18 protein-coding genes are annotated in these 20,473 nt (G+C 60.5%); 11 read left to right on the forward strand and 7 right to left on the reverse strand.

The features are described 5' to 3' along the window. Positions 1–9: 9 nt before the first annotated feature. The gene (locus QD357_RS11715) at positions 10–1,281 is read left to right on the forward strand and encodes a YeaH/YhbH family protein (protein ID WP_414124371.1); all 1,272 of its coding nucleotides are present in this window, start codon (positions 10–12) and stop codon (positions 1,279–1,281) included. Continuing rightward, the gene (locus tag QD357_RS11720; RefSeq protein ID WP_107109324.1) at positions 1,281–2,828 is read left to right on the forward strand and encodes a SpoVR family protein; all 1,548 of its coding nucleotides are present in this window, start codon (positions 1,281–1,283) and stop codon (positions 2,826–2,828) included. Before QD357_RS11715 ends, QD357_RS11720 begins: the two co-directional genes overlap by 1 nt. 12 nt (positions 2,829–2,840) lie before the next feature. Here the strand turns inward: QD357_RS11720 and QD357_RS11725 are convergent, their stop codons facing one another. The 6 genes from QD357_RS11725 to QD357_RS11750 all read right to left on the reverse strand — a co-directional run bounded on the left by QD357_RS11725 (position 2,841) and on the right by QD357_RS11750 (position 9,305). Beyond that, positions 2,841–4,292, reverse strand: coding sequence for a DHA2 family efflux MFS transporter permease subunit (locus tag QD357_RS11725; RefSeq protein WP_414124372.1), 1,452 nt, complete (start codon positions 4,290–4,292; stop codon positions 2,841–2,843). Between the two features lie 237 nt (positions 4,293–4,529). Further along, positions 4,530–5,441, reverse strand: coding sequence for a DUF6030 family protein (locus tag QD357_RS11730; protein WP_107109323.1), 912 nt, complete (start codon positions 5,439–5,441; stop codon positions 4,530–4,532). Between the two features lie 139 nt (positions 5,442–5,580). Continuing rightward, complete coding sequence (locus QD357_RS11735) at positions 5,581–6,291, reverse strand: copper homeostasis protein CutC (protein WP_107109322.1); 711 nt, start codon at positions 6,289–6,291, stop codon at positions 5,581–5,583. Then, positions 6,281–7,207: an ROK family protein gene (locus QD357_RS11740; protein WP_107109321.1), complete on the reverse strand. Its 927-nt coding sequence runs from the start codon at positions 7,205–7,207 to the stop codon at positions 6,281–6,283. The genes QD357_RS11735 and QD357_RS11740 overlap by 11 nt, the downstream gene beginning before the upstream one ends. Before the next feature lie 89 nt (positions 7,208–7,296). Continuing rightward, positions 7,297–8,649, reverse strand: a complete 1,353-nt coding sequence (locus QD357_RS11745) for an ATP-binding protein (RefSeq protein WP_107109320.1) — start codon at positions 8,647–8,649, stop codon at positions 7,297–7,299. Beyond that, positions 8,646–9,305 carry a response regulator transcription factor gene (locus QD357_RS11750; RefSeq protein ID WP_107109319.1) on the reverse strand — a complete coding sequence of 220 codons (660 nt, stop codon included), beginning with the start codon at positions 9,303–9,305 and terminating at the stop codon, positions 8,646–8,648. Before QD357_RS11750 ends, QD357_RS11745 begins: the two co-directional genes overlap by 4 nt. A gap of 231 nt (positions 9,306–9,536) precedes the next feature. Between QD357_RS11750 and QD357_RS11755 the strand changes: the two genes are divergently transcribed. From QD357_RS11755 to QD357_RS11795, 9 genes are all read left to right on the forward strand, one after another. Continuing rightward, a complete protein-coding gene (locus QD357_RS11755; RefSeq protein WP_107109318.1) occupies positions 9,537–9,992 on the forward strand; it encodes an RbsD/FucU family protein in 456 nt (151 codons plus the stop codon). A gap of 56 nt (positions 9,993–10,048) precedes the next feature. Then, complete coding sequence (locus tag QD357_RS11760) at positions 10,049–11,002, forward strand: sugar-binding transcriptional regulator (protein WP_107109317.1); 954 nt, start codon at positions 10,049–10,051, stop codon at positions 11,000–11,002. A 149-nt stretch (positions 11,003–11,151) separates the two neighbouring features. Continuing rightward, positions 11,152–12,468, forward strand: coding sequence for an ABC transporter substrate-binding protein (locus QD357_RS11765; RefSeq protein WP_107109316.1), 1,317 nt, complete (start codon positions 11,152–11,154; stop codon positions 12,466–12,468). Between the two features lie 145 nt (positions 12,469–12,613). Next, on the forward strand, positions 12,614–13,486 hold the full coding sequence (locus QD357_RS11770; protein WP_107109315.1) for a carbohydrate ABC transporter permease: 873 nt from the start codon (positions 12,614–12,616) through the stop codon (positions 13,484–13,486). A 1-nt stretch (position 13,487) separates the two neighbouring features. Continuing rightward, positions 13,488–14,330 (forward strand): carbohydrate ABC transporter permease, encoded by an 843-nt coding sequence (locus QD357_RS11775; RefSeq protein ID WP_104824373.1) that lies wholly within the window; start codon positions 13,488–13,490, stop codon positions 14,328–14,330. 11 nt (positions 14,331–14,341) lie between these two features. After that, positions 14,342–15,340: an ABC transporter ATP-binding protein gene (locus tag QD357_RS11780; RefSeq protein ID WP_414124373.1), complete on the forward strand. Its 999-nt coding sequence runs from the start codon at positions 14,342–14,344 to the stop codon at positions 15,338–15,340. Between the two features lie 147 nt (positions 15,341–15,487). Further along, positions 15,488–16,969: a mannitol dehydrogenase family protein gene (locus QD357_RS11785; protein ID WP_414124374.1), complete on the forward strand. Its 1,482-nt coding sequence runs from the start codon at positions 15,488–15,490 to the stop codon at positions 16,967–16,969. 99 nt (positions 16,970–17,068) lie between these two features. Then, on the forward strand, positions 17,069–17,743 hold the full coding sequence (locus tag QD357_RS11790; RefSeq protein WP_107109312.1) for an HAD family hydrolase: 675 nt from the start codon (positions 17,069–17,071) through the stop codon (positions 17,741–17,743). A gap of 20 nt (positions 17,744–17,763) precedes the next feature. Continuing rightward, complete coding sequence (locus QD357_RS11795) at positions 17,764–19,347, forward strand: FGGY-family carbohydrate kinase (protein WP_107109311.1); 1,584 nt, start codon at positions 17,764–17,766, stop codon at positions 19,345–19,347. Between the two features lie 48 nt (positions 19,348–19,395). Here the strand turns inward: QD357_RS11795 and QD357_RS11800 are convergent, their stop codons facing one another. Beyond that, positions 19,396–20,247 carry a MurR/RpiR family transcriptional regulator gene (locus QD357_RS11800; RefSeq protein ID WP_107109310.1) on the reverse strand — a complete coding sequence of 284 codons (852 nt, stop codon included), beginning with the start codon at positions 20,245–20,247 and terminating at the stop codon, positions 19,396–19,398. Between the last annotated feature and the right edge of the window lie 226 nt (positions 20,248–20,473).

A 20,473-nucleotide genomic window follows, 5' to 3' on the forward strand; every position in this document is an offset into this window, starting at 1 on the left:
GAAGAAGGAATGCACATTGTTGACCGGCGCCTGAATCCAGGCGGCAAAAGTCTAGAAAATCGTCAACGGTTTTTGCGAAGAGCAAAAGCGCTGGTGCAGAGAGCGGTCTATGAATCCTCTCAAAATCGCGACATTCAGGACATTCTGAAGGGCGGCGAGATCAGCATTCCCCTCGATGGAACCGAGGAACCCCGGTTCCATCGCGGCCCAGAGGGCCTGCATGAGCACATACTTCCCGGCAATAAGGACTTCCTAGAAGGCGATATTCTGCCGCGGCCGGAGAGCKGCGGCGGCAGAGGGCGGGCCGGCGGCGAGGGCAGCGGCGAAGACGCCTTCCGCTTCATCCTGACCCGCGAAGAATTCCTCKATCTTTTCCTCGACGACCTTGAACTTCCCGATCTTGCCAAGAGGCGGCTGACGACGACCGATCAGCCCAATCCGGTACGGTCAGGCTATTCGGTGACGGGATCGCCGGCCAATCTTGCTATCAACCGTACCATGCGGCTCGCGATGATGCGGCGCGTGGCGCTGCACCGTCCGAAGCCCGAGACGGTCGCCGAGCTTATTGCGGAGGCGGCCGAATGCACGGATGAAGAACGCCGCGCCGCGCTCGAGGCCGAGATCAAGGTGCTGGAATCGAAGGTCCGGCGCATTCCCTATATCGATCCGATCGACATCCGCTACCGCCGCTTCGAGAATGAGCCAAAGCCGGTGGCGCAGGCCGTCATGTTCTGCCTGATGGATGTGTCCGGTTCGATGTCGGAGCATATGAAGGATCTCGCCAAGCGCTTCTACATGCTGCTCTACATCTTCCTGACGCGGCAGTATCGCCGTGTGGAGATCGTCTTCATCCGTCATACGGACGTGGCCGAAGAGGTGGATGAGGAAACGTTCTTCCGCAGCCCGGCGACCGGCGGCACGCAGGTGTCGAGCGCTCTCGAAGCCATGCGGCGGATCGTTCACGATCGTTTCCCGCCGTCGGACTGGAACATCTATGCGGCGCAGGCTTCTGATGGCGACAATGCCTATTCGGACAATGCGACGGCGGCGGCGCTGCTCACCAACGCCATCCTGCCGGTCAGCCAATATTTCGCCTATCTGGAGGTGGGGGAGGCGCGCAGCGTCGCGATCTCTTCCGGTTCGGCGCTCTGGTCGCTCTATGAGCGCATTCAAGTGGGGTGGCCCATGCTGTCGATGCGCCGCGTCAGCGATCGCAGCCAGATCTACCCCGTCTTCCATGATCTCTTTCAGCGCCGGGCGGCGGAAACCAGGAGCGGATAATGGCAAAGGCATCGATGGAGCGGCTTTTTGAGGGTGCGGACTGGGATTTCGCCACCATTCAGCGGATCCACAATGCCTGCGAGCGGATCGCCATCGACGAGCTCGGCCTCAATGTCTATCCCAACCAGATCGAGATCATCACCGCCGAACAGATGCTCGACGTCTATTCCTCAATCGGCATGCCGCTGTTCTACAAGCATTGGTCCTTCGGCAAGCATTTCGCTCATCACGAGGCTTTTTATCGCAAAGGTCTGCGCGGGCTTGCCTATGAGATCGTCATCAACAGTTCGCCCTGTATTTCCTATCTGATGGAGGAGAATACGGCGACGATGCAGGCGCTGGTCGTTGCCCACGCTGCCTTTGGGCACAATCATTTTTTCAAGAACAACTACCTGTTCAAGCTCTGGACGGACGCCGAGGGTATTCTCGATTACCTCAACTTCGCCAAGGGCTATATCGCCCGTTGCGAGGAGCGCTATGGCCATTCCGCGGTGGAGCGGACGCTGGATGCGGCGCATGCGCTGATGTCGCACGGCGTCCATCGCTATGCGGGCAAGAAGACGCTAGATCTGCGCGACGAGGAAAGGCGCGAGCGCGAGCGGCGCGAATATGATGAGCGGATTTTCAACGATCTCTGGCGGACGGTTCCTGTCGTAAAGGGCAAGAAGGCGCCCGATCTCGATTTGGAACACCGGCGCTCGCTCACCGGCCTGCCGCAGGAAAATATCCTCTATTTCCTGGAGAAGATGGCGCCGCGGATGAAGCCTTGGCAGCGGGAGATCCTGCGCATCGTCCGGCATGTGGCGCAATATTTTTACCCGCAAAGCCAGACCAAGGTCATGAACGAAGGCACCGCGACCTATGTGCATTACCGCATCATGACGCGGCTGCACGAGCTTGGCGGCATTGGCGACGGCGATTTCCTCGAATTCCTGAAGTCGCACACCAATGTCGTCTTCCAGCCTTCCTTCAACGATCCGCGCTTTTCCGGCTTCAACCCTTACGCGCTCGGTTTCGCCATGATGCAGGATATCGAGCGGATCGTCACGAAGCCGAAGGAAGAGGACCGGCAATGGTTTCCGGATATCGCCGGGACTGGCGATGCCATGGCGGTGCTGCGCGACCTCTGGGCTAATTACCGTGACGAGAGCTTCGTGTCGCAATTCCTCAGCCCGCATCTGATGCGCAAGATGCGCATGTTCCACCTCACGGACGATCCGGAAGAGGAGGAGGGATTGCTGGTGGCCGCAATCCACGACGAGCGCGGCTACAAACGCATACGACGCGAGCTGGCACGGCAATATGATGTCGGCTGGATCGATCCGCATATCGAGATCGTCGATGTCGATCTTGCCGGCGACCGGCGGCTTATGCTGAAGCATACGGTGCTGAATGGCGGCCTGCTGGAGGATATGGATGCCAAACGCGTGCTGCAGCACCTTGCCGACCTCTGGAGCTACGACGTGCTGCTGCAGGAGGTCGACCGCTCCGGCGCCGTACTTCGCGACCACCTCGTCCATCCGCGCCCATCGGCCATTGCCGCCTGACGGCGCGAGATTTCAGGCTGCTTCCTTCGGCTGGCGATAATGGCCGCTGACCTGTCGGCCGTCTTCCGGCCGCAGCATGAGGAAGCCGGGCAGGCCCAGGAGCGGGATCACGGCCATTAGCAGGAATGCCAGGTGGAATTTTTCCGGGGTCAGCGCCGATCCATCCAATGTGACCAGGCCGAGCAGCATGGCGGCGATGGAGACGCCGAAGCTGACGCTCAACTGTTGCAGCACGCCGCCGAGGCTGGTGGCGCGGCTGAGCTGGGCGGCGGGCGTTTCGGAATAGGAGAGAGTGTTCGACGTCATGAATTGCGCCGCGCGCGCAAGGCCGAAGACGAAGACATAGGTGATGATGAACCAATGCGGCGTCTCCGGTCCGATCAGGGCGAAGCCGGCAACGATGGCGGCGCCGAAGATGGCGCTCCAGATCAGCACGCGGTCGAAGCCGTAACGACGTAGCAGCACCGATGACACCGGGCGGACGGCGAGAGCGCTTAATGCGCTGACGAAGGTCAGCGTGCCCGAGACGATTGGGCTCAAGCCGAAGCCGACCTGCAGCATCAGCGGCAACAGGAAGGGCGTGCCGTTGAGGCCGACGCGACAGATGCCGCCGGCCAATGTGCCGACGCGGAACGTGCGCAGTTTGAACAGCGTCAAGTCGACGGCCGGCGATTCCGCCGTCTTCGCATAGCGGATGAAGCCGAAGAGAAGCAGGCCGGCAGCGGCAAGAACGACGACGATGGCCCAGACGGGAATGGTCGGCCGACCGACATTCTCGATGCCATATTGCAGCAACACGCAGCCGACGCCGACCATGATGAAGCCCGGTAAATCGAATTTGATCGTGGTGTCGCGCGCCGTGTCCTGGACATAGCGCAGCGCCATCACCATGCCGATGATGCCGAAAGGCAGGTTGACCCAGAAGATCCATCGCCAGKAGAGATAGGTCGTGAGGAAGCCGCCGAGCACGGGGCCGATCACCGGGCCGATGACGGCGGGTAACGTCATGTAGGTCATCGCCGTGACCAACTGACTGCGGGGAAAGCTGCGGATGAGGATGAGGCGGCCGACCGGCGTCATCATCGCGCCGCCGAAGCCCTGCAGGGCACGGGTCGCGATCAGCATCGGCAGGCTCGTCGTCAGGCCGCACAGGATGGAGCCAAGGGTGAAGATGAAGAGCGACAGCGCAAAGATGCGTCGAGCGCCAAAGCGGTCGGCGAACCAGCCGCTGACCGGGATGAACATGGCGAGCGTCAGAATATAGGTCGTGACCGCGAGGTTCATCCGCACCGGTGTGGTGATGAGGCTTCTGGCGATATCGGGAACGGCGGTGACGAGGATGGTCGCATCAAGCTGTTCCATCAGGAATGCGACGGCGACCACGGCGGGAATGATGTAGCGCAGGCGAGGGTCACGGTCGATCGCGAAGGTCTGGCCTTCCAGGGCGGTATCTGTCGAATCCATCGGAATGCAATTGCTTTCCACGGCCGGATGGGAGGACCGGCGCGTCAATGCTGGCGCATGATCTTATCCAAGAACCGCTTCGCACTTTGGGGATCATGCAGTTTGGGAGCGGCCAGCGATTCACCGGCCATCGAGATCGGCTTTATTTCACCACTATCGATAGCGCGGTGCAACAAAAAGCAAATGAATCAGGTCCCTTCGCCGCAAAGGCGACGTAAAATTTTCGCGAGCGGTTTGCTATTTGGCAAGTGGCGGCGAGGGGAGCGTCCATCGTGCCTTGTCGAAGACGATGGCGGTGCGGATCTGTTCCGGCGATTTTCTTTCCAGCCCGAGCTGAAGATTGAAGCTTCGGTCGTTGCGGAATTCCCGGAAGAAGCTGAGCTTTGCGCCGAAAGCTTGCAGCGTCACGTCCTGCAGTTTCCCGATCGCATCGAGCGCCGCCTGAAAGTCGAGCCAGCGGGTTTCGGTCAGCAGCAGGACGACGGCGTCGACGAATGTCTCGCCAATGGCGCGGCCGTCGGCATTGTCGGGCATGATCACCTTGATGCGGATATTATCGAGCTCCCCGGTTGGCGTACCGCGAACGATGATGAAGAAGGAGGCGGCACTGGGATCACCGTTGCCGCCTTTCTGGATCTCGTAGCTGCATTCGAAGGTGCCGGCGCCAAGCGCGCTCTGGCTCCATTGGCCAACGGCCAAGCCCGATTTCGAAAGATCGTCACAGAGCGCCTGACCCGTTATCCGCCAGCTTCGCACGAATGCGCCGCGCAGGGGATCGACGGGCAGATCGAATATGTGGGAGCGCCGGGTCGACTGCGGTTTCGCCGCTGCCGGACTTTTGGCAGGTGTTGCCTGCTTTCGCGGTGGTGCGGCTGCTGTCATTCCCGGATTGGCCGGTGCACTCTTCGCGCCGGCGATTTCGGCTGGCTTCGAATTGGCAGTTTGGCTGAGGGCGGCTTTTGTCACTGCGGGGGGCGAGGGCTGCCGCGCCGATCCGCTGAGCAGACCGAGATGATAGCGAGCATCGAGCGCTCTGAGATTGCGCATATCGTTGGCAAGCAATGCCGTGGCCAAAATGATCGAGCCGATGATGATCGTCGCAATCCAGAAGACAGCCCTGCTTTTCTTGCGAGGTGGCGCGACCGACATGGTTCAGATCTACAGCTACTCCAGAGGAAACCTGCTTAACTGCAATGGGTTGGCATTCCGCAGCCGATCCATAGCTACAGAATATGCGTTTATGAACGATTGATCACTCTACCAATTCTTGTCAAATCGCTGTGCTTTGTCAGGCGAAATGCGCCTTGAGCGTCCTGATGGTCGCAGCATCGGTGCGGCGCACCGTCGGTGTCGAAAATCCGAAGGCGAGCAGGCGTTCATCCATCTCTCGGTCGGCGACGGAGCAGGACGCATGAATTTCGTTGATCGCCAGTCGCGGCCAGAGCTTGCCGACCGTCCCGATGTTGACGCCAGAGCCCGGCATAATGGCGATGCGGCCGGCGGCAACGGCGATCGCCTGTTCCAATGCGGCGACGCCTTCCGCGGCCGTCTTCTCGCGGCCCGAGGTCAGGATGCGCTCGAAGCCGAGCGAGATGGCGAGTTCCACTGCCTCCTCGATATCGGAAACGAGATCGAAGGCGCGATGCAATGTCTTGCCGAGGCTTCCCGCATGGGCGACGAGCGCGCGGAGCGTATCGCTGTCCAGACGGCCGTCCGGCAGGGAAGCGCCGAGCACGACGCCCGGCAGGCCGGCGTGGTGGGCAGCATCGATGTCGTTCTTCATGACGTCCAGTTCATCGGCTGAGTAGACGAAGCTGCCGGCGCGGGGGCGGATCATGGCATAGGCAGGGATGGGGGCGCGCGCCGCTGCCTGCATCAGGCCGGCGCTCGGCGTCAGGCCGCCAACGGCAAGGGCGCTGCAAAGCTCGATGCGATCTGCGCCGCCCGCGATGGCGGCATTGAGGCCCGCAATATCCTCGACGCAGACCTCAAGCAGCATGGATTCGCTCTTCGACAAATTTCAGTCCCAGCAAGGCCGCACCGATCAAGCCGGGCTCAACCTTGCATTCGCTCGGCACGACGAGCGGGCGGTCGAACTTGCGCAGGATGCGGGAGCGCACTGCAGCATCCAGCCGCGCCAGCAGAGGCTCGACATTGGAAAGGCCGCCACCGACCGGGACGATGGTCGCGCCGGTGATGTTGATGGTCAGCGCCAGAGGCGAGGCGACGAGATCGACCAGGACATCGATCGTACGCTCCGCCTTCGCGTCGCCTTCAAGCCATTGCCCGATGATCTCCTCGCTGGAAAATTCCAACCCATGCAGCGTCTTGTGCAGGCGCTCGACGCCGCGGGCACCGCCGACTGTATCGACGCAACCCTTCTGGCCGCAGCCGCAGGGATAGGCGGGGACGACAGCCGGCGGATGGCCGGCGAAGGAGGCGATGATCGGGCCGTGGCCCCACTCGCCGGCAAAGCCGCCGGCGGCGTTGACCAAGCGGCCATCCGCCACCAGGCCGCCGCCGACGCCGGTGCCGAGAATTGCGCCGAAGACAATGCGGTGGCCGCGGCCCGCGCCGGACATGGCCTCCGCCATGGCGAAGCAATCGGCATCATTGGCGATCAGGACGGGAAAGCCGAGTTCCGCTTCCAGTTCGGCGGCAAGGCGTCGGCCGTGGATGCAAGGAATGTTGGCGCAGATGAGCGCTTGCGTATCGGGGTCCACGACGCCGGCAATGGAAAAGGAAATGCAATCCGGCTTCTCGCCGGTCTCGGCGATGACAGCGCGCAAGGCCGCGACAAATGCGCCGAAATCATGTTTCGGCGTCGGGCGGCGGGCGAGCGGCGTGATATCCGTCATGGAATGGGCGATGCCACCCTTGATGGCGGAGCCCCCGATGTCGAAAGAAACGATCATGAATATTAGCCTGCAGGAAACGTCTCGCGTTGCTCGCACCCTTTGCCGGTCTTTGCAAGGTCAATCCGCGTTGCTTCCGGTCGCCTTGCTCAAGCTTCGGGCGGGGTGATCCTGGCCTCAAATCCGTCCACCTGACCGGTTGCGGGGGACAGGAGATCGAGGCGGCCGCCGATCTGCGCGACGATGCGTTCGGCGATCGCAAGGCCGAGGCCCGAGCCGGAGGCTTTCGTGTTGCCGCGCCAGAAGCGCTTTTTCAAATCGGCCAGTTCCTCCTGCGACAGCACATGGCCGCCATTCAGGATATGGATCGTTCCTGTTCGGTCGATCCTGACGGTCACTTCGTCATCGGTCGGACCGTGAATCAAGGCGTTCTCGAGCAGGTTGCGCATAACGATGGCGAAGGCGTCGATATCGACGTTGCGGATCAGCTTTCCGTCTGCCTCGTTCTCCAGGAGAATGCGGCCCGCCGTACCCGTATCCCGGTCGTAATCGCCGATGACGGTTTCGATGACGGTGATCAGATCGGCGGGCTTGTCGCCGGCGCCGATGCCTGCCTGGGCGCGGGAGAGCTGCAGCAGCTTTTCCGCGAGACGGCCGAGATTGGACAGTGAAGTCTCGATCCGTCCGGCGCGTTCGGTGAGCGGCCCTTTCGGCAGTTCGGCGATCAGGCGCTGCGTCTGCGCGAGCGCTCCGGCGATCGGCGTGCGCAGTTCATGGGCGCTGTTGGCGGTGAATTCGCGCTCGGCCTCGAGAGCGGAGCGCAGGCGACCGAGCAGCAGATTGACGGAACGGCCTATCGGCTGGAGTTCGCGCGGCAGCGTGTCGCTGTCCAACGGGGCCATATTGCCGCCGTCCTTGGTGGCGATTTCCGATCGCAGCCGGTCGATCGGCCGAAGAGAGCGGCCGACGATGAACCAGATGGCGACGATACTGCCCGGGATGAGGGCAAGCAGCGGCCAGAGCAGGGCGACGCCGCTCTCGCGCGACGCTTCCCGGCGGTTCTTGAAGGCGTCGGCGACATGCAGGAAGAGCGAGCCGTTAGAAGAGGATTCGGTGTAGATTCGGTATTTCGGCGTGTTGTGAAAACCGATCTTCAGAGGCACGTCGTAGGGCGTCTTCGGGGCATCATGGGAGTGCAGGATGAGCTTGCCTGTCGCGTCGAGCACCTGGTAGGTCAGGTATTCCTTGTTCAGTCCCCTTTCCATGTTCTCGAGGGTCTGTGGATCGGCAGAGGGATCGCGATCGGCAAGATCGTCGACCACCAGCGGCATCAGCCGCTGGGCGGTTTCCTGCAATGCGCCATCGAAGGTCTCGGAGAGCTCCTTGTTGACCACATAGACGCCGATGCCGACAGCGATCAGCCAGAACAGGACGACCGTTCCGGTCAGCGCCGCGATCAGTCGGCGGGTGATGCTGGTGCGATTGAGGCCTTTGCGCGTCATCGTTCACCCAGGCAATAGCCGACCCCGCGGGCCGTGCGGATGCGCTCCTTGCCGATTTTCTTGCGCAGGCGACTGACATAGACCTCCACGGTGTTGCTTTCGATTTCCGAACCGAAAGCATAAAGCGCTTCTTCGATCTGGTCCTTCGAGACGATGGCGCCCGGCCGTGCGACGAGCAAATCGAGGACGGCCCATTCCCGCCCGGTCAACACGATATCCTTGCCGGAAAGCGTAATGCGCCGTTGCGGCAGGTCGATTTCGAGATCGGCAAAACGAACTGTTGGCTGCGGGCTGCCGCTGTAACGGCGGGCCACCGCCATGATGCGGGCCGTAAGCTCGCCGAGATTGAAAGGCTTGACCAGATAATCGTCGGCGCCGCTGTTCAGGCCCTCGATACGGTCGGAGATCTGGTCGCGGGCGGTCAGAATGATGACGGGCGTCTCGTCCGGCTTGCGGCGCAACTTCTTGAGGAAATCGATGCCGATGCCGTCGGGAAGCTGAAGGTCAAGCAGGATGAGGCCGTAGTGCACGGCACTGGTCACCTCTGCGGCATCGGCGAGGTTTTTCACCCAGTCGATGGCATGCGGAGTCGCAGCGATATGGTCGCGAACCGCGCCGCCGATCATATCGTCGTCCTCGACCAGAAGAATCCTCACCTGTCCCTCGCAACATCGCCGGTGCATCAGTTAATGCCGACGAACCTATCTGGTCAATAAAGGCCGAAATAAGCCACAAAGAGAAGCACAGTTCTTATCCTTGGGTTCTCCGGCTGACAACGTTCACAACGGCTATGGACAGAGATCGGAGCCGCGATTACTTCTTTGCTCCCAATAAGGAGCGCGGCTGTCGGAATCGCCGCTGATGGAAGAGCTGGAGGAGAGTCGTTTATGCTGAAGGGAATTTCGCCGCTATTGAATGCGGACGTGCTGCATGCGTTGAAATCGATGGGGCATGGCGACATGCTGGCGATCGTCGACACGAATTTTCCGGCCGATGCGATTGCACGCCAAACTAGGTTGGGCCACCTCCTGCGGATCGACAATGTATCGGCGGCCGAGGCTGTCGCGGCGGTGCTGTCGCTGATGCCGCTCGATACGTTCATCACCGATGCGGCGGGGCGGATGGAAGTGGTCGGCGCGGCCGATGAGGTGCCGCAGGTTCAGAAGGAAGTGCAGGCGGCGATCGATCGCGCCGAAGGCAAGCACTGGCCTCTGACGCCGGTCGAGCGTTTCGCTTTCTATGAACGGGCAAAAGCCGCCTATTGCGTGATCCAGACCGGCGAGCGCCGCTTCTACGGTTGTTTCACCTTGACCAAAGGCGTCATCCCGCCGGAAACTGAGTAGCGAGCCACGCTGGTGCCGCATCCGGTTAGAGGGTGTTGCTTTCGCAGAGGAATGTGATGGTCAGGAAGTTGGATTCCCAGGGGCGGCTTGACGATGCGGCGCGAGCCGGCTGGCTGTATTACGTTGCAGGGCGGACGCAGGACGAAATCGCCGCAGCTATGGGAATCTCCCGGCAATCGGCACAGCGGCTGGTATCGCTCGCGGTTGCCGAGAGGCTGATCAAGGTGCGGCTGGACCATCCGATCGCCGCCTGCCTCGAATATGCGGCGGCGCTGCGGGAAAAATTCAAGCTGAGGCATGTGGAAGTGGTGCCGAGCGATCCGGACGGGACATCGTCCACGGTCGGTATCGCCGAAGCGGGAGCCGCCGAGATCGAGCGCTGGCTGAAGCGCAGCGATCCGATCGTGCTGGCGATCGGCACGGGCCGCACGCTGAAGGCGGCGGTCGATCAACTGCCGGTCATCGAATGTCCGCAGCACCGGGTCGTGTCGCTGACCGGCAATATTGGGCCGGACGGCTCTGCCGCCTATTACAACGTCATCTTCAGCATGGCCGACGCGATCAAGGCGCGGCACTATCCCATGCCGCTGCCGGTGCTCGTCTCCTCGGCCGAGGAGCGGGAACTTCTGCATGCGCAGGCACTGGTACGCTCGACGCTCGATATCAGCGCGCAGGCCAACGTGACGTTCGTCGGCGTCGGCGAGATGGGCATCGAGGCGCCGCTCTGTCTCGATGGCTTTCTCGAGAAGGACGAGATGCTGGCGCTGATGAAGCGGGGAGCGGCCGGCGAAATCTGCGGCTGGGTTTTCGACGGCGACGGCAAGCTGATGTCGGACGCTATCAACGACCGAGTCGCGAGCGCGCCGCTGCCGCCACGCGAAGCCTCTTCCGTCATCGGAATAGCCAAGGGCAAACGCAAATTCGAGGCGATCAAAGCGGCCGTTACCGGCCATCAAATCAATGGTTTGATCACCGACGAAGCGGCTGCTGAATTTCTGCTCAAAGACTGAGCAAAAAATAACTTCATAAAAACAAAGAGATGAGCTGCGTGTTCGGCGCTGCAGCAATGAATTCGCATTGACATTTTGTCGCAAGAGGTGAGTAATTGCTCACGAGCAAAGCGAATGCTCATAGCTAGCTGATCTTCTGGGAGGAAGATATGAAATTGAAAACTTTCCTGCTGGGCGCGTGCTCCGCACTGATGTTTGCTGGAATGGCGTCCGCCGAAACCCTCACGATTGCCACCGTGAACAACGGCGACATGGTTCGTATGCAGAAGCTTACGGACGATTTCAAAGCCAAAAACCCCGACATTGACCTTCAGTGGGTCACGCTCGAGGAAAACGTATTGCGCCAGAAGGTTACGACAGACATCGCTACCAAGGGCGGCCAATACGACGTGCTGACGATCGGCACCTACGAAGTGCCGATCTGGAGTAAGCTCGGCTGGCTCGCGCCGCTCGACAAGCTTGCTGCCGACAAGAGCTACGATGTGGATGACCTTCTCCCGGCTATCCGCAGCGGTCTGACGGTGGACGGCAAGCTCTATGCCGCTCCGTTCTACGGCGAAAGCTCGATGGTGATGTACCGCAAGGACCTGTTCGAGAAGGCCGGCTTGAAGATGCCGGATGCGCCGACCTGGGACTTCATCGCCGATGCTGCCCGCAAGATCACCGACAAGGACCATGAGATCTACGGCATCTGCCTTCGCGGCAAGGCCGGCTGGGGCGAAAACATGGCATTCCTGACGGCGATGTCGAACTCGTTCGGCGCGCGCTGGTTCGACGAAAAGTGGAAGGCACAGTTCGATCAGCCGGAATGGAAGGACACGCTCGACTTCTACGTCAAGCTGATGAAGGACGCCGGCCCTCCGGGCGCTTCGTCCAACGGCTTCAACGAAAACCTGGCTCTGTTCCAGTCCGGCAAGTGCGGGATGTGGATCGATGCAACGGTCGCAGCCTCCTTCGTTTCCAACCCGAAGGAATCGAAGGTTGCCGATAAGGTTGGCTTCGCTTTGGCGCCGGACAAGGGCCTCGGCAAGCGCGGCAACTGGCTCTGGGCTTGGAGCCTGGCGATCCCGGCATCTTCGAAGAAGACCGAAGCTGCTGAGAAGTTCATCTCCTGGGCAACCGGAAAGGACTACATCAACCTTGTTGCTCAGAAGGAGGGCTGGCTGAATGCACCTCCCGGCACCCGCGCTTCGCTCTATGCGAATGCGGACTACCAGAAGGCAGCACCTTTCGCGAAGATGACGCTCGACTCGATCAACTCGGCCGATCCGACCCACCCGACCGTCAAGCCGGTCCCGTATGTCGGCGTGCAGTTTGTCGCTATCCCTGAGTTCCAGGGTATCGGCACCGCTGTCGGCCAGCAGTTCTCTGCTGCCCTTGCCGGCCAGGTCCCCGTCGATACCGCCCTCAAGTCGGCACAGCAACTGACCAGCCGTGAAATGACCAAGGCTGGCTATCCGAAATAAGAAACCTCCCAAGGTATGAAGGGGCGCGTCTCGCAGCGCTCCCCTTCCTTAAGGTCGCCGAGTGTCCGAACTCTCTTCGGCGGCCTCTTTTATTTCAGCCGGTCCGCGGCCACTCTCCCTGCTAAAAGATAGGTCGGTACTTGCCATGGCAACGCTACACACCCGTTCTACCGCACGCGTCATGATGGCGCCCTCGGTTTTGCTTCTGTTCGCGTGGATGATCGTCCCGCTGGTCATGACGATCTATTTTTCGACGCTGAACTACAATCTCATGTCCCCCGGTGCGCATGACTTCATCGGGTTCTTGAACTACGAATATTTCGTCACCGACCCGGCCTTCTGGAATTCGCTCGTCGTCACTATTCTGCTCGTGGTCGGCGCGCTCATCATCACGGTGGTTGGCGGTATTGCTCTCGCGCTCCTTCTCGATCAGCCGATCTTCGGCCAAGGCATCGTGCGCATGCTGGTGCTTGCGCCCTTCTTCGTCATGCCGACGGTCGCCGCCCTCATTTGGAAACACATGTTCATGAACCCGGTGAACGGGCTTCTGGCATATCTTTTCAAGCTTTTCGGGCTCGATCCGCTGACCTGGCTGGAGACGATTCCGCTATTTTCGATCATCATCATCGTCGCCTGGCAGTGGCTGCCCTTCGCAACGCTCATCCTGCTGACCGCTTTGCAGTCGCTCGACGAAGAGCAGAAGGAAGCCGCCGAAATGGACGGCGCCGGCGCGGTATCGAAGTTCATTTATATCATCCTGCCGCATCTGGCGCGCGCGATCACGGTCGTCATTCTCATCGAGACGATCTTCCTGCTCTCGGCGTTCGCCGAAATCCTGGTCACCACCAATGGCGGTCCGGGCACGGCAACGACCAACCTCACTTACCTGGTCTATTCGCAGCTCGTTCTGCAGCAGGACGTCGGCGGCGCATCGGCGGGCGGCATCATCGCCGTCATCCTCGCCAATATCGTCGCGATCTTCCTGATGCGTGCAGTCGGCAAGAATCTGGAGGCTTAAGATGGCTCGTACTGTCTCAACCAAACACAAGGTGGTCGTATCCGTCGCTGCCTGGGTGGTCGCGATCCTGATCTTCTTCCCGATCCTCTGGACGTTCCTGACGAGCTTCAAGACGGAAGGCGACGCCATCGCCTCGCCTCCGCAATTCCTCTTCTTCCATTGGACGCTGGAGAATTATTTCGAGGTGCAATCGCGCTCGAACTATTTCCTCCACTTCGGCAACTCGGTGCTCATCGCCTTCGGCTCGACGATCCTCGGTTTGATCGTCGCCGTTCCGGCCGCCTGGGCCATGGCCTTTTCGCCGACAAAGCGCACCAAGGACGTGCTGATGTGGATGCTGTCCACCAAGATGATGCCGCCGGTCGGCGCCTTCATCCCGATCTACCTGCTGTTCCAGGCTTTCGGCCTGCTCAACAATCAGTTTGCCAGCCGCCTTGGCATGGTCGTCGTGCTGATGCTGATCAACCTGCCGATCATCGTGTGGATGCTTTATACCTACTTCAAGGAAATCCCCGGCGAGATCCTCGAAGCGGCCCGCATGGACGGTGCGTCGCTGGCCAAGGAGATCATCTATGTGCTGACGCCGATGGCGATCCCGGGCCTAGCCTCTACGATGCTTCTCAACATCATCCTCGCATGGAACGAGGCCTTCTGGACGCTGAACCTCTCCGCCGTCGACGCGGCGCCGCTCAGCACCTTCATCGCCTCCTATTCCAGCCCGGAAGGCTTGTTCTACGCCAAGCTTTCGGCGGCATCGACCATGGCGATCGCCCCGATCTTGATCCTCGGCTGGTTTTCGCAAAAACAACTCGTTCGCGGCCTCACCTTCGGCGCGGTTAAGTAAGGAAGAGAAACATGGGTAGCATTGTCCTTAAGAAGGTTTCTAAGGTCTTCGGCGAAGCCAAGGTCATCCCTTCCATCGACCTCGAAATCAATAACGGTGAGTTCGTCGTGTTCGTCGGCCCTTCCGGTTGCGGCAAGTCCACGCTGCTGCGCCTGATCGCCGGCCTTGAAGATGTCTCCAGCGGCCAGATCATGATCGACGGCAAGGACGGCACCAATCTGGCGCCGGCACAGCGCGGCCTCGCCATGGTGTTCCAGTCCTACGCGCTCTATCCACATATGAGTGTTCGCAAGAACATCGCCTTCCCGCTCAAGATGGCGAACATGCCGCAGGCGGAGATCGACAAGAAGGTGGCGGATGCGGCCCGTGTTCTGAACCTGACGGATTACCTGGAACGCAAACCGCGCCAGCTTTCCGGCGGGCAGCGCCAGCGCGTCGCCATCGGCCGGGCCATCGTGCGCCAGCCCGCGGCCTTCCTGTTCGACGAGCCCTTGTCGAACCTCGATGCCGCGCTGCGTGTCAACATGCGTCTCGAAATCAGCGAACTGCACCAGCAGCTCAAGACGACGATGATCTACGTGACGCACGATCAGGTCGAAGCCATGACCATGGCGGATAAGATCGTGGTCCTGAACCGCGGCAATATCGAGCAGGTCGGTTCGCCGCTTGAGCTTTATCGCAGCCCGCAGAACCTCTTCGTTGCCGGCTTCATCGGCTCGCCGAAGATGAACTTCGTTACGGGCGCCTATGCTCAGAACCTCGGCGCCCACACGATCGGCGTCCGTCCGGAACATGTGCTGCTGTCGACCACCGAGGGTGACTGGCAKGGTAGGGTGAATGTTGCCGAACATCTCGGCTCCGACACGTTCCTGCATATCGATGCCGATGGTATCGGCACGATCACCGCCCGCGGAACCGGCGACTTCCCGGCGCGCGCCGGCGATACCGTCTATCTGACACCCGACAAATCCCGCATCCACCGGTTCAACGACAGGGGGCTGTCGATCTAAATCGAACGCCCTCACCATGCCCGGCCTCACGCGGCATGGCGGATACCATTTAGACCTGGGCCACATCAGGTAGGCCCAGGCCATCCTAACTGGATAAGACATTCCCAATCCATCCGGAGCAGAAGACCTTTCAGAAGGACTTGAGACATGACGTGCAAATTATCGCTCGCAACCCTTCAGGAGGCGGCTGCAACGGCTGCCATCCCGACCTATGATCCAAAGTCGCTGTCGGCGGGCATCGTTCATTTCGGCGTCGGCAATTTCCATCGCGCTCACCAGGCAATCTATCTCGATGACCTCTTCAATGCCGGCGAGGATCATAATTGGGCGATCATCGGCGCGGGCGTGCTCCCTTCGGACGCTGCCATGCGGGAGAAACTCGCGGCTCAGAATTTCCTGACGACGGTGGTCGAGCAGGATAACAACCGCACCGCCGCTCGCGTCACGGCGCCGATGATCGATATTCTGCCGGTCGGTGACGCCAAAGCCATCATCGCCAAGCTTGCCGACCCTTCGATCCGCATCGTTTCGATGACGATCACTGAAGGCGGTTATTTCATTGATGCCTCCGGCAAGTTCAATCCCAACCATCCGGCCATCGTTGCCGACGGTCAGAACGCGGATACGCCGAAGACGGTGTTCGGCCTGATCGTCGCTGGCCTCAAGGCCCGAAGCGCCGCCGGCCTTCAGCCCTTCACCGTCATGTCCTGCGATAACATTCCCCATAATGGCGGCGTCACCAAAGCTGCCGTCGTCKGCACAGCGAAGCTTTCGGATCCGGCCTTTGCCGACTGGATAGCCGCCAACGTCGCCTTCCCGAACGGCATGGTCGACCGCATTACGCCGGCGACGGGCGCACGCGAGATCGATCTGCTGAAGGAAGCCTTCGACATCGAGGATAACTGGCCGGTCTATTGCGAAGAGTTCAAGCAGTGGGTGCTGGAGGACAATTTCCCGGCCGGCCGTCCGGCGCTGGAAAAGGTCGGCGTCACCTTTGTTCCCGATGTTACGCCTTACGAGCACATGAAGATCCGCATCCTCAATGGCGGCCATGCGGCAATCGCCTATCCGGCGGCGTTGATGGACGTGCATTTCGTGCACGAGGCCATGGAAGAGCCTTTGATCCGCGCCTATCTCGCCAAGCTTGAGAACGAAGAGATCATCCCCGTGATCCCGCCGGTGCCGAACACGGTGCTTGCCGACTATTTCAAGCTGATCGAGCGCCGCTTTTCCAATCCGAAGATTGCCGACACCATTCCGCGCCTGGCGCAGGACGGCTCGAATCGGCAGCCGAAGTTCATTCTGCCGTCGACGGCCGACCGGCTCCGCCGCAAGGAGGATGTCGTGGGCCTGGCGCTGGTGTCGGCGCTGTGGTGCCGCTACTTCGCCGGCACCACCGACAGCGGCAAGGATATCGTCTTCAACGATGCCAGTGCCGACCGGCTGCACGCCGCGGCGCTGAAGGCCAAGGACGATCCGAATGCCTTTCTCGTCTTCGACGACATCTTCGGCGACGTCGCCAAATCGGATCTTTTCCGCAAGCGCTTTGCCCATGCATTAAAAACGCTGTGGGAAAAGGGCACTCGCGTCACCCTGCAGCTATACCTCGATAATAAACTTACGGAATAACTGTCCATCGGCCGGGTGCCCAAGTCCCGGCCGAATTTTTATGGCCATGCCTGCGTTGCAAGAGACGCGGCTCAAAACAGGGTTCGGGTTGGATCTGCGATGAGTGATGCGGAGAAGGGACTCGTAATCTTCGACTGCGACGGCGTGCTCGTCGACAGCGAACCGCTGTCCGTCAGCGTGCTCATCCAGGCCATGCACGACGTCGGCGTGGATATGAGCGAGGAGGACATCTACAGTCGCTTCCTGGGCAAAAGCCTTGCGACGCTTGTCGATACGCTGGAGACGGAGTTCGACGTCTTCATCGATCAGGATTTTCTCGATCGCATCCGCAATGACCTTTATGACCGCTTCCGGCATGAATTGAAGCCGATCGATGGTGTTGCCGAAACGCTGGACGCGCTGACCATTCGGCGTTGCGTCGCTTCCTCCAGCCAGATGGAGCGCATCCGTTTGTCGTTGGGCGTTACCGGCCTCTTGCCGCGGCTGGAGCCGAATATTTTCAGCGCCAGTATGGTCAAGCGCGGCAAACCGGCACCCGATCTTTTCCTTTATGCCGCCAAGCAGATGCAGGTCGCTCCAGAGGACTGTATCGTCGTCGAAGACAGCCCGGCCGGGATCACGGCGGCGAGGGCGGCCGGCATGACGGTTTTCGCTTTCACTGGTGGATCGCATGCCCATTCGCCGAGTTATCGGGCGGAATTGGAGCGGCTTTGCCCCGAAGTCGTGTTTGACGCAATGTCGGATTTGATACACCTTGTCCGCAACAAGACGTAAGTGGATGGGGCCTCTGCTGTATGCGTGATCATGTGGTTGCGGTCGATATCGGCACTGGCAGCGCGCGGGCTGGCGTGTTCACATCACGCGGCGCCCTGCTGGGCAAGGGCGAACACCCGATCATCATGAACCGCCCGCGTGAGAACCACGCCGAGCACGATTCCGAAAACATCTGGGCCGCGGTCTGTACGGCCGTGCGCGCCGCCGTCACCGCCTCCAGCGTCGACGTATCCGTCATAGGCGCCATCGGCTTCGACGCCACCTGTTCACTGGTGGTACGCGACACGGAGGGCAAGCCGCTCACGGTTTCGACCGGTGGCGAAGACCGGTTCGACACMATCGTCTGGCTCGATCACCGGGCACTTGCCGAAGCGGATTTCTGCACGGCGACCAAGCATCAGGTCCTCGAACACTCCGGTCACTTCATGTCGCCGGAAATGGAGATGCCGAAGCTGATGTGGCTGAAGAAAAATCTGCCGCAGAGCTGGGCAAAGGCCGGTTATTTCTTCGATCTTGCCGATTTCATGACCTGGAAGGCCACGGGTTCGCTTGCACGCTCGCGCTGCACGCTGACGGCGAAATGGAATTATCTTGCCCATCGCCAGCCCGGCTGGCAGACGGATTTCCTCAATGTGATCGGTCTTGGCGATCTGCGCGAGCGCGGTAACCTGCCGGAAGAGACGACGCCGGTCGGGGAAAGCGTCGGCACGCTGACGGCGCAGGCAGCGGAAGCCTTGGGGCTCGACCGCGAGTGCCATGTTGGCGCCGGTATGATCGACGCCTATGCGGGCGCGCTCGGCACGCTCGGCGGACATGCCGGTGATCTCAACGCGCTGGAGCATCAATTGGCGCTGATTGCCGGAACGTCGAGCTGCATCGTCTCCTTCTCGCGCGAACGCAAGCGCAGCACCGGCATGTGGGGACCCTATTATGAAGCCGTATTTCCGGACACCTGGCTGGTCGAAGCCGGGCAATCGGCGACGGGTGCGCTGCTCGACTATATGGTGGGCATGCATGCGGCCGGCGGTGAGCCGACGGCGGCATTGCACGACCGCATCGTAAAGCGCATCGCCGAACTTCGCGCCGTCGAAGGCGATGCCTTTGCCGAGCGCATCCATGTTCTTCCGGATTTTCATGGCAACCGATCGCCGCTTGCCGATCCCCATGCGGTCGGCGTCGTCAGCGGCCTGACGCTGGATGCATCCTTCGACGGTCTCTGCCGTCTTTATTGGCGCACCAGCGTCGGCGTCGCGCTCGGTATCCGCCATATTCTCGAGAGGATGCATGACTACGGCTACGTGCCGGATACGCTGCATGTCGCCGGCGGTCATGTGAAGAATGCCGTGCTGATGGAGCTCTATTCCGACATTACCGGCTGCAAGGTGGTCGTGCCGAAGATGAACGAGGCGGTGCTCTTGGGAACGGCGATTGCGGCTTCCGTCTCCTGCGGCCTTTACGACAGTCTCGCTGCGGCAGGCTCCGCCATGTATCCCGGGGGGCATGAGCGCCTGCCGGATATAAGCAAGAAGACGCTTTATGACCGCGATTACCGGCGTTTTCTCGCGATGTACCGCCATCGCGCCGAGCTGGAATCCATGGAATAAAAAACGCCGGAAGGGCTTTCCGGCGTCCAAACCATCATTTGTTGAGCACTATCGAAGCGGCATGTGGGCGAACATGCCTTCCAGTTCTTCGATCCTGTGGATGCGGCTTTCCGCCTCCTCGCCGGCCGTGTGAATGACAGCAACGGCCAGGAATTCCAGCAGCGCCATCATTGCAGACAGGTTTTCCTGGTTGCCGGCGCGAAGCGGCGGCAGCGACAGCGTCATATTGGCGAATTCATGCGCCCATTCCGTATATTGGCTGGTGATCAGCAGCACCTTGTAGCCGGAGCGGCGGGCGGAACGCGCCAGCAGCCGCGAGGCGACGAAGCGAGGCGAATCAACGATCACCACCAATGCATCGTTCGACTGATGGCCGAGGAGCTCAATATAGCTGCCATTGGCGCCGTCGAGGAATTGCACGTGGTCGCGGGCGAATGCGAGGCGGTTGCAGAGATGGCGCCCGAGGCTCGCGAGACTGAGATGTGACGTGACGAAAACTTCGCTGGACGACAGTATCGCCGCGACCGCATCCAACCATTGCGGCTGGCTGGTGAGATTGTAGATATGCTGCAGCATCTCGACCTGCTCGGCGATCTGGCCGGCAATCGGACGTCCCTCGTTGGCATCCTTCTGCAACTGCTCCAGAACGTTCGGCAGTTGCAGCGTCACCGGCGTCACATTTTCCCGCAGGTGCACTTTGATGCCGTCCAAGCCCTGATAGCCGAGCGATCGCAGAAAACGCCCGACGGTCATCGGGCTCAATTCCAGCCTGTCGGCGACGGAAGAGGCAGTTTCAAAGGGCAGCTCGTTCAAGTGTTCGGAGAAATACTTGGCGATTCGACGCTCGGCGGGAGTGCCTGTTTTGATATATTGTCTAAGTTTCTGGCCCAGGTCTTCCAAATGTATCGCCTCGCTGACGGTCTATCCGAAGTGTGATCGCGCCGAATGCCGAAACAATCGGAGTGCTTGCAGATTTTTGATGACCGTTGATCATGTTTAGGTTGTTGTTTTTCATATGTAACACACCATATATTAGTGTGGACTTGATTACAACAATTCAAATGGGTGAGGGTTATTACGCGGCCGGCGCGAATATATTGATATATCTGCAATTGTTACTTACATA

The organism is Rhizobium sp. BR 317, from assembly GCF_047445835.1.
GTDB classification, from domain to species: domain Bacteria; phylum Pseudomonadota; class Alphaproteobacteria; order Rhizobiales; family Rhizobiaceae; genus Rhizobium; species Rhizobium paranaense.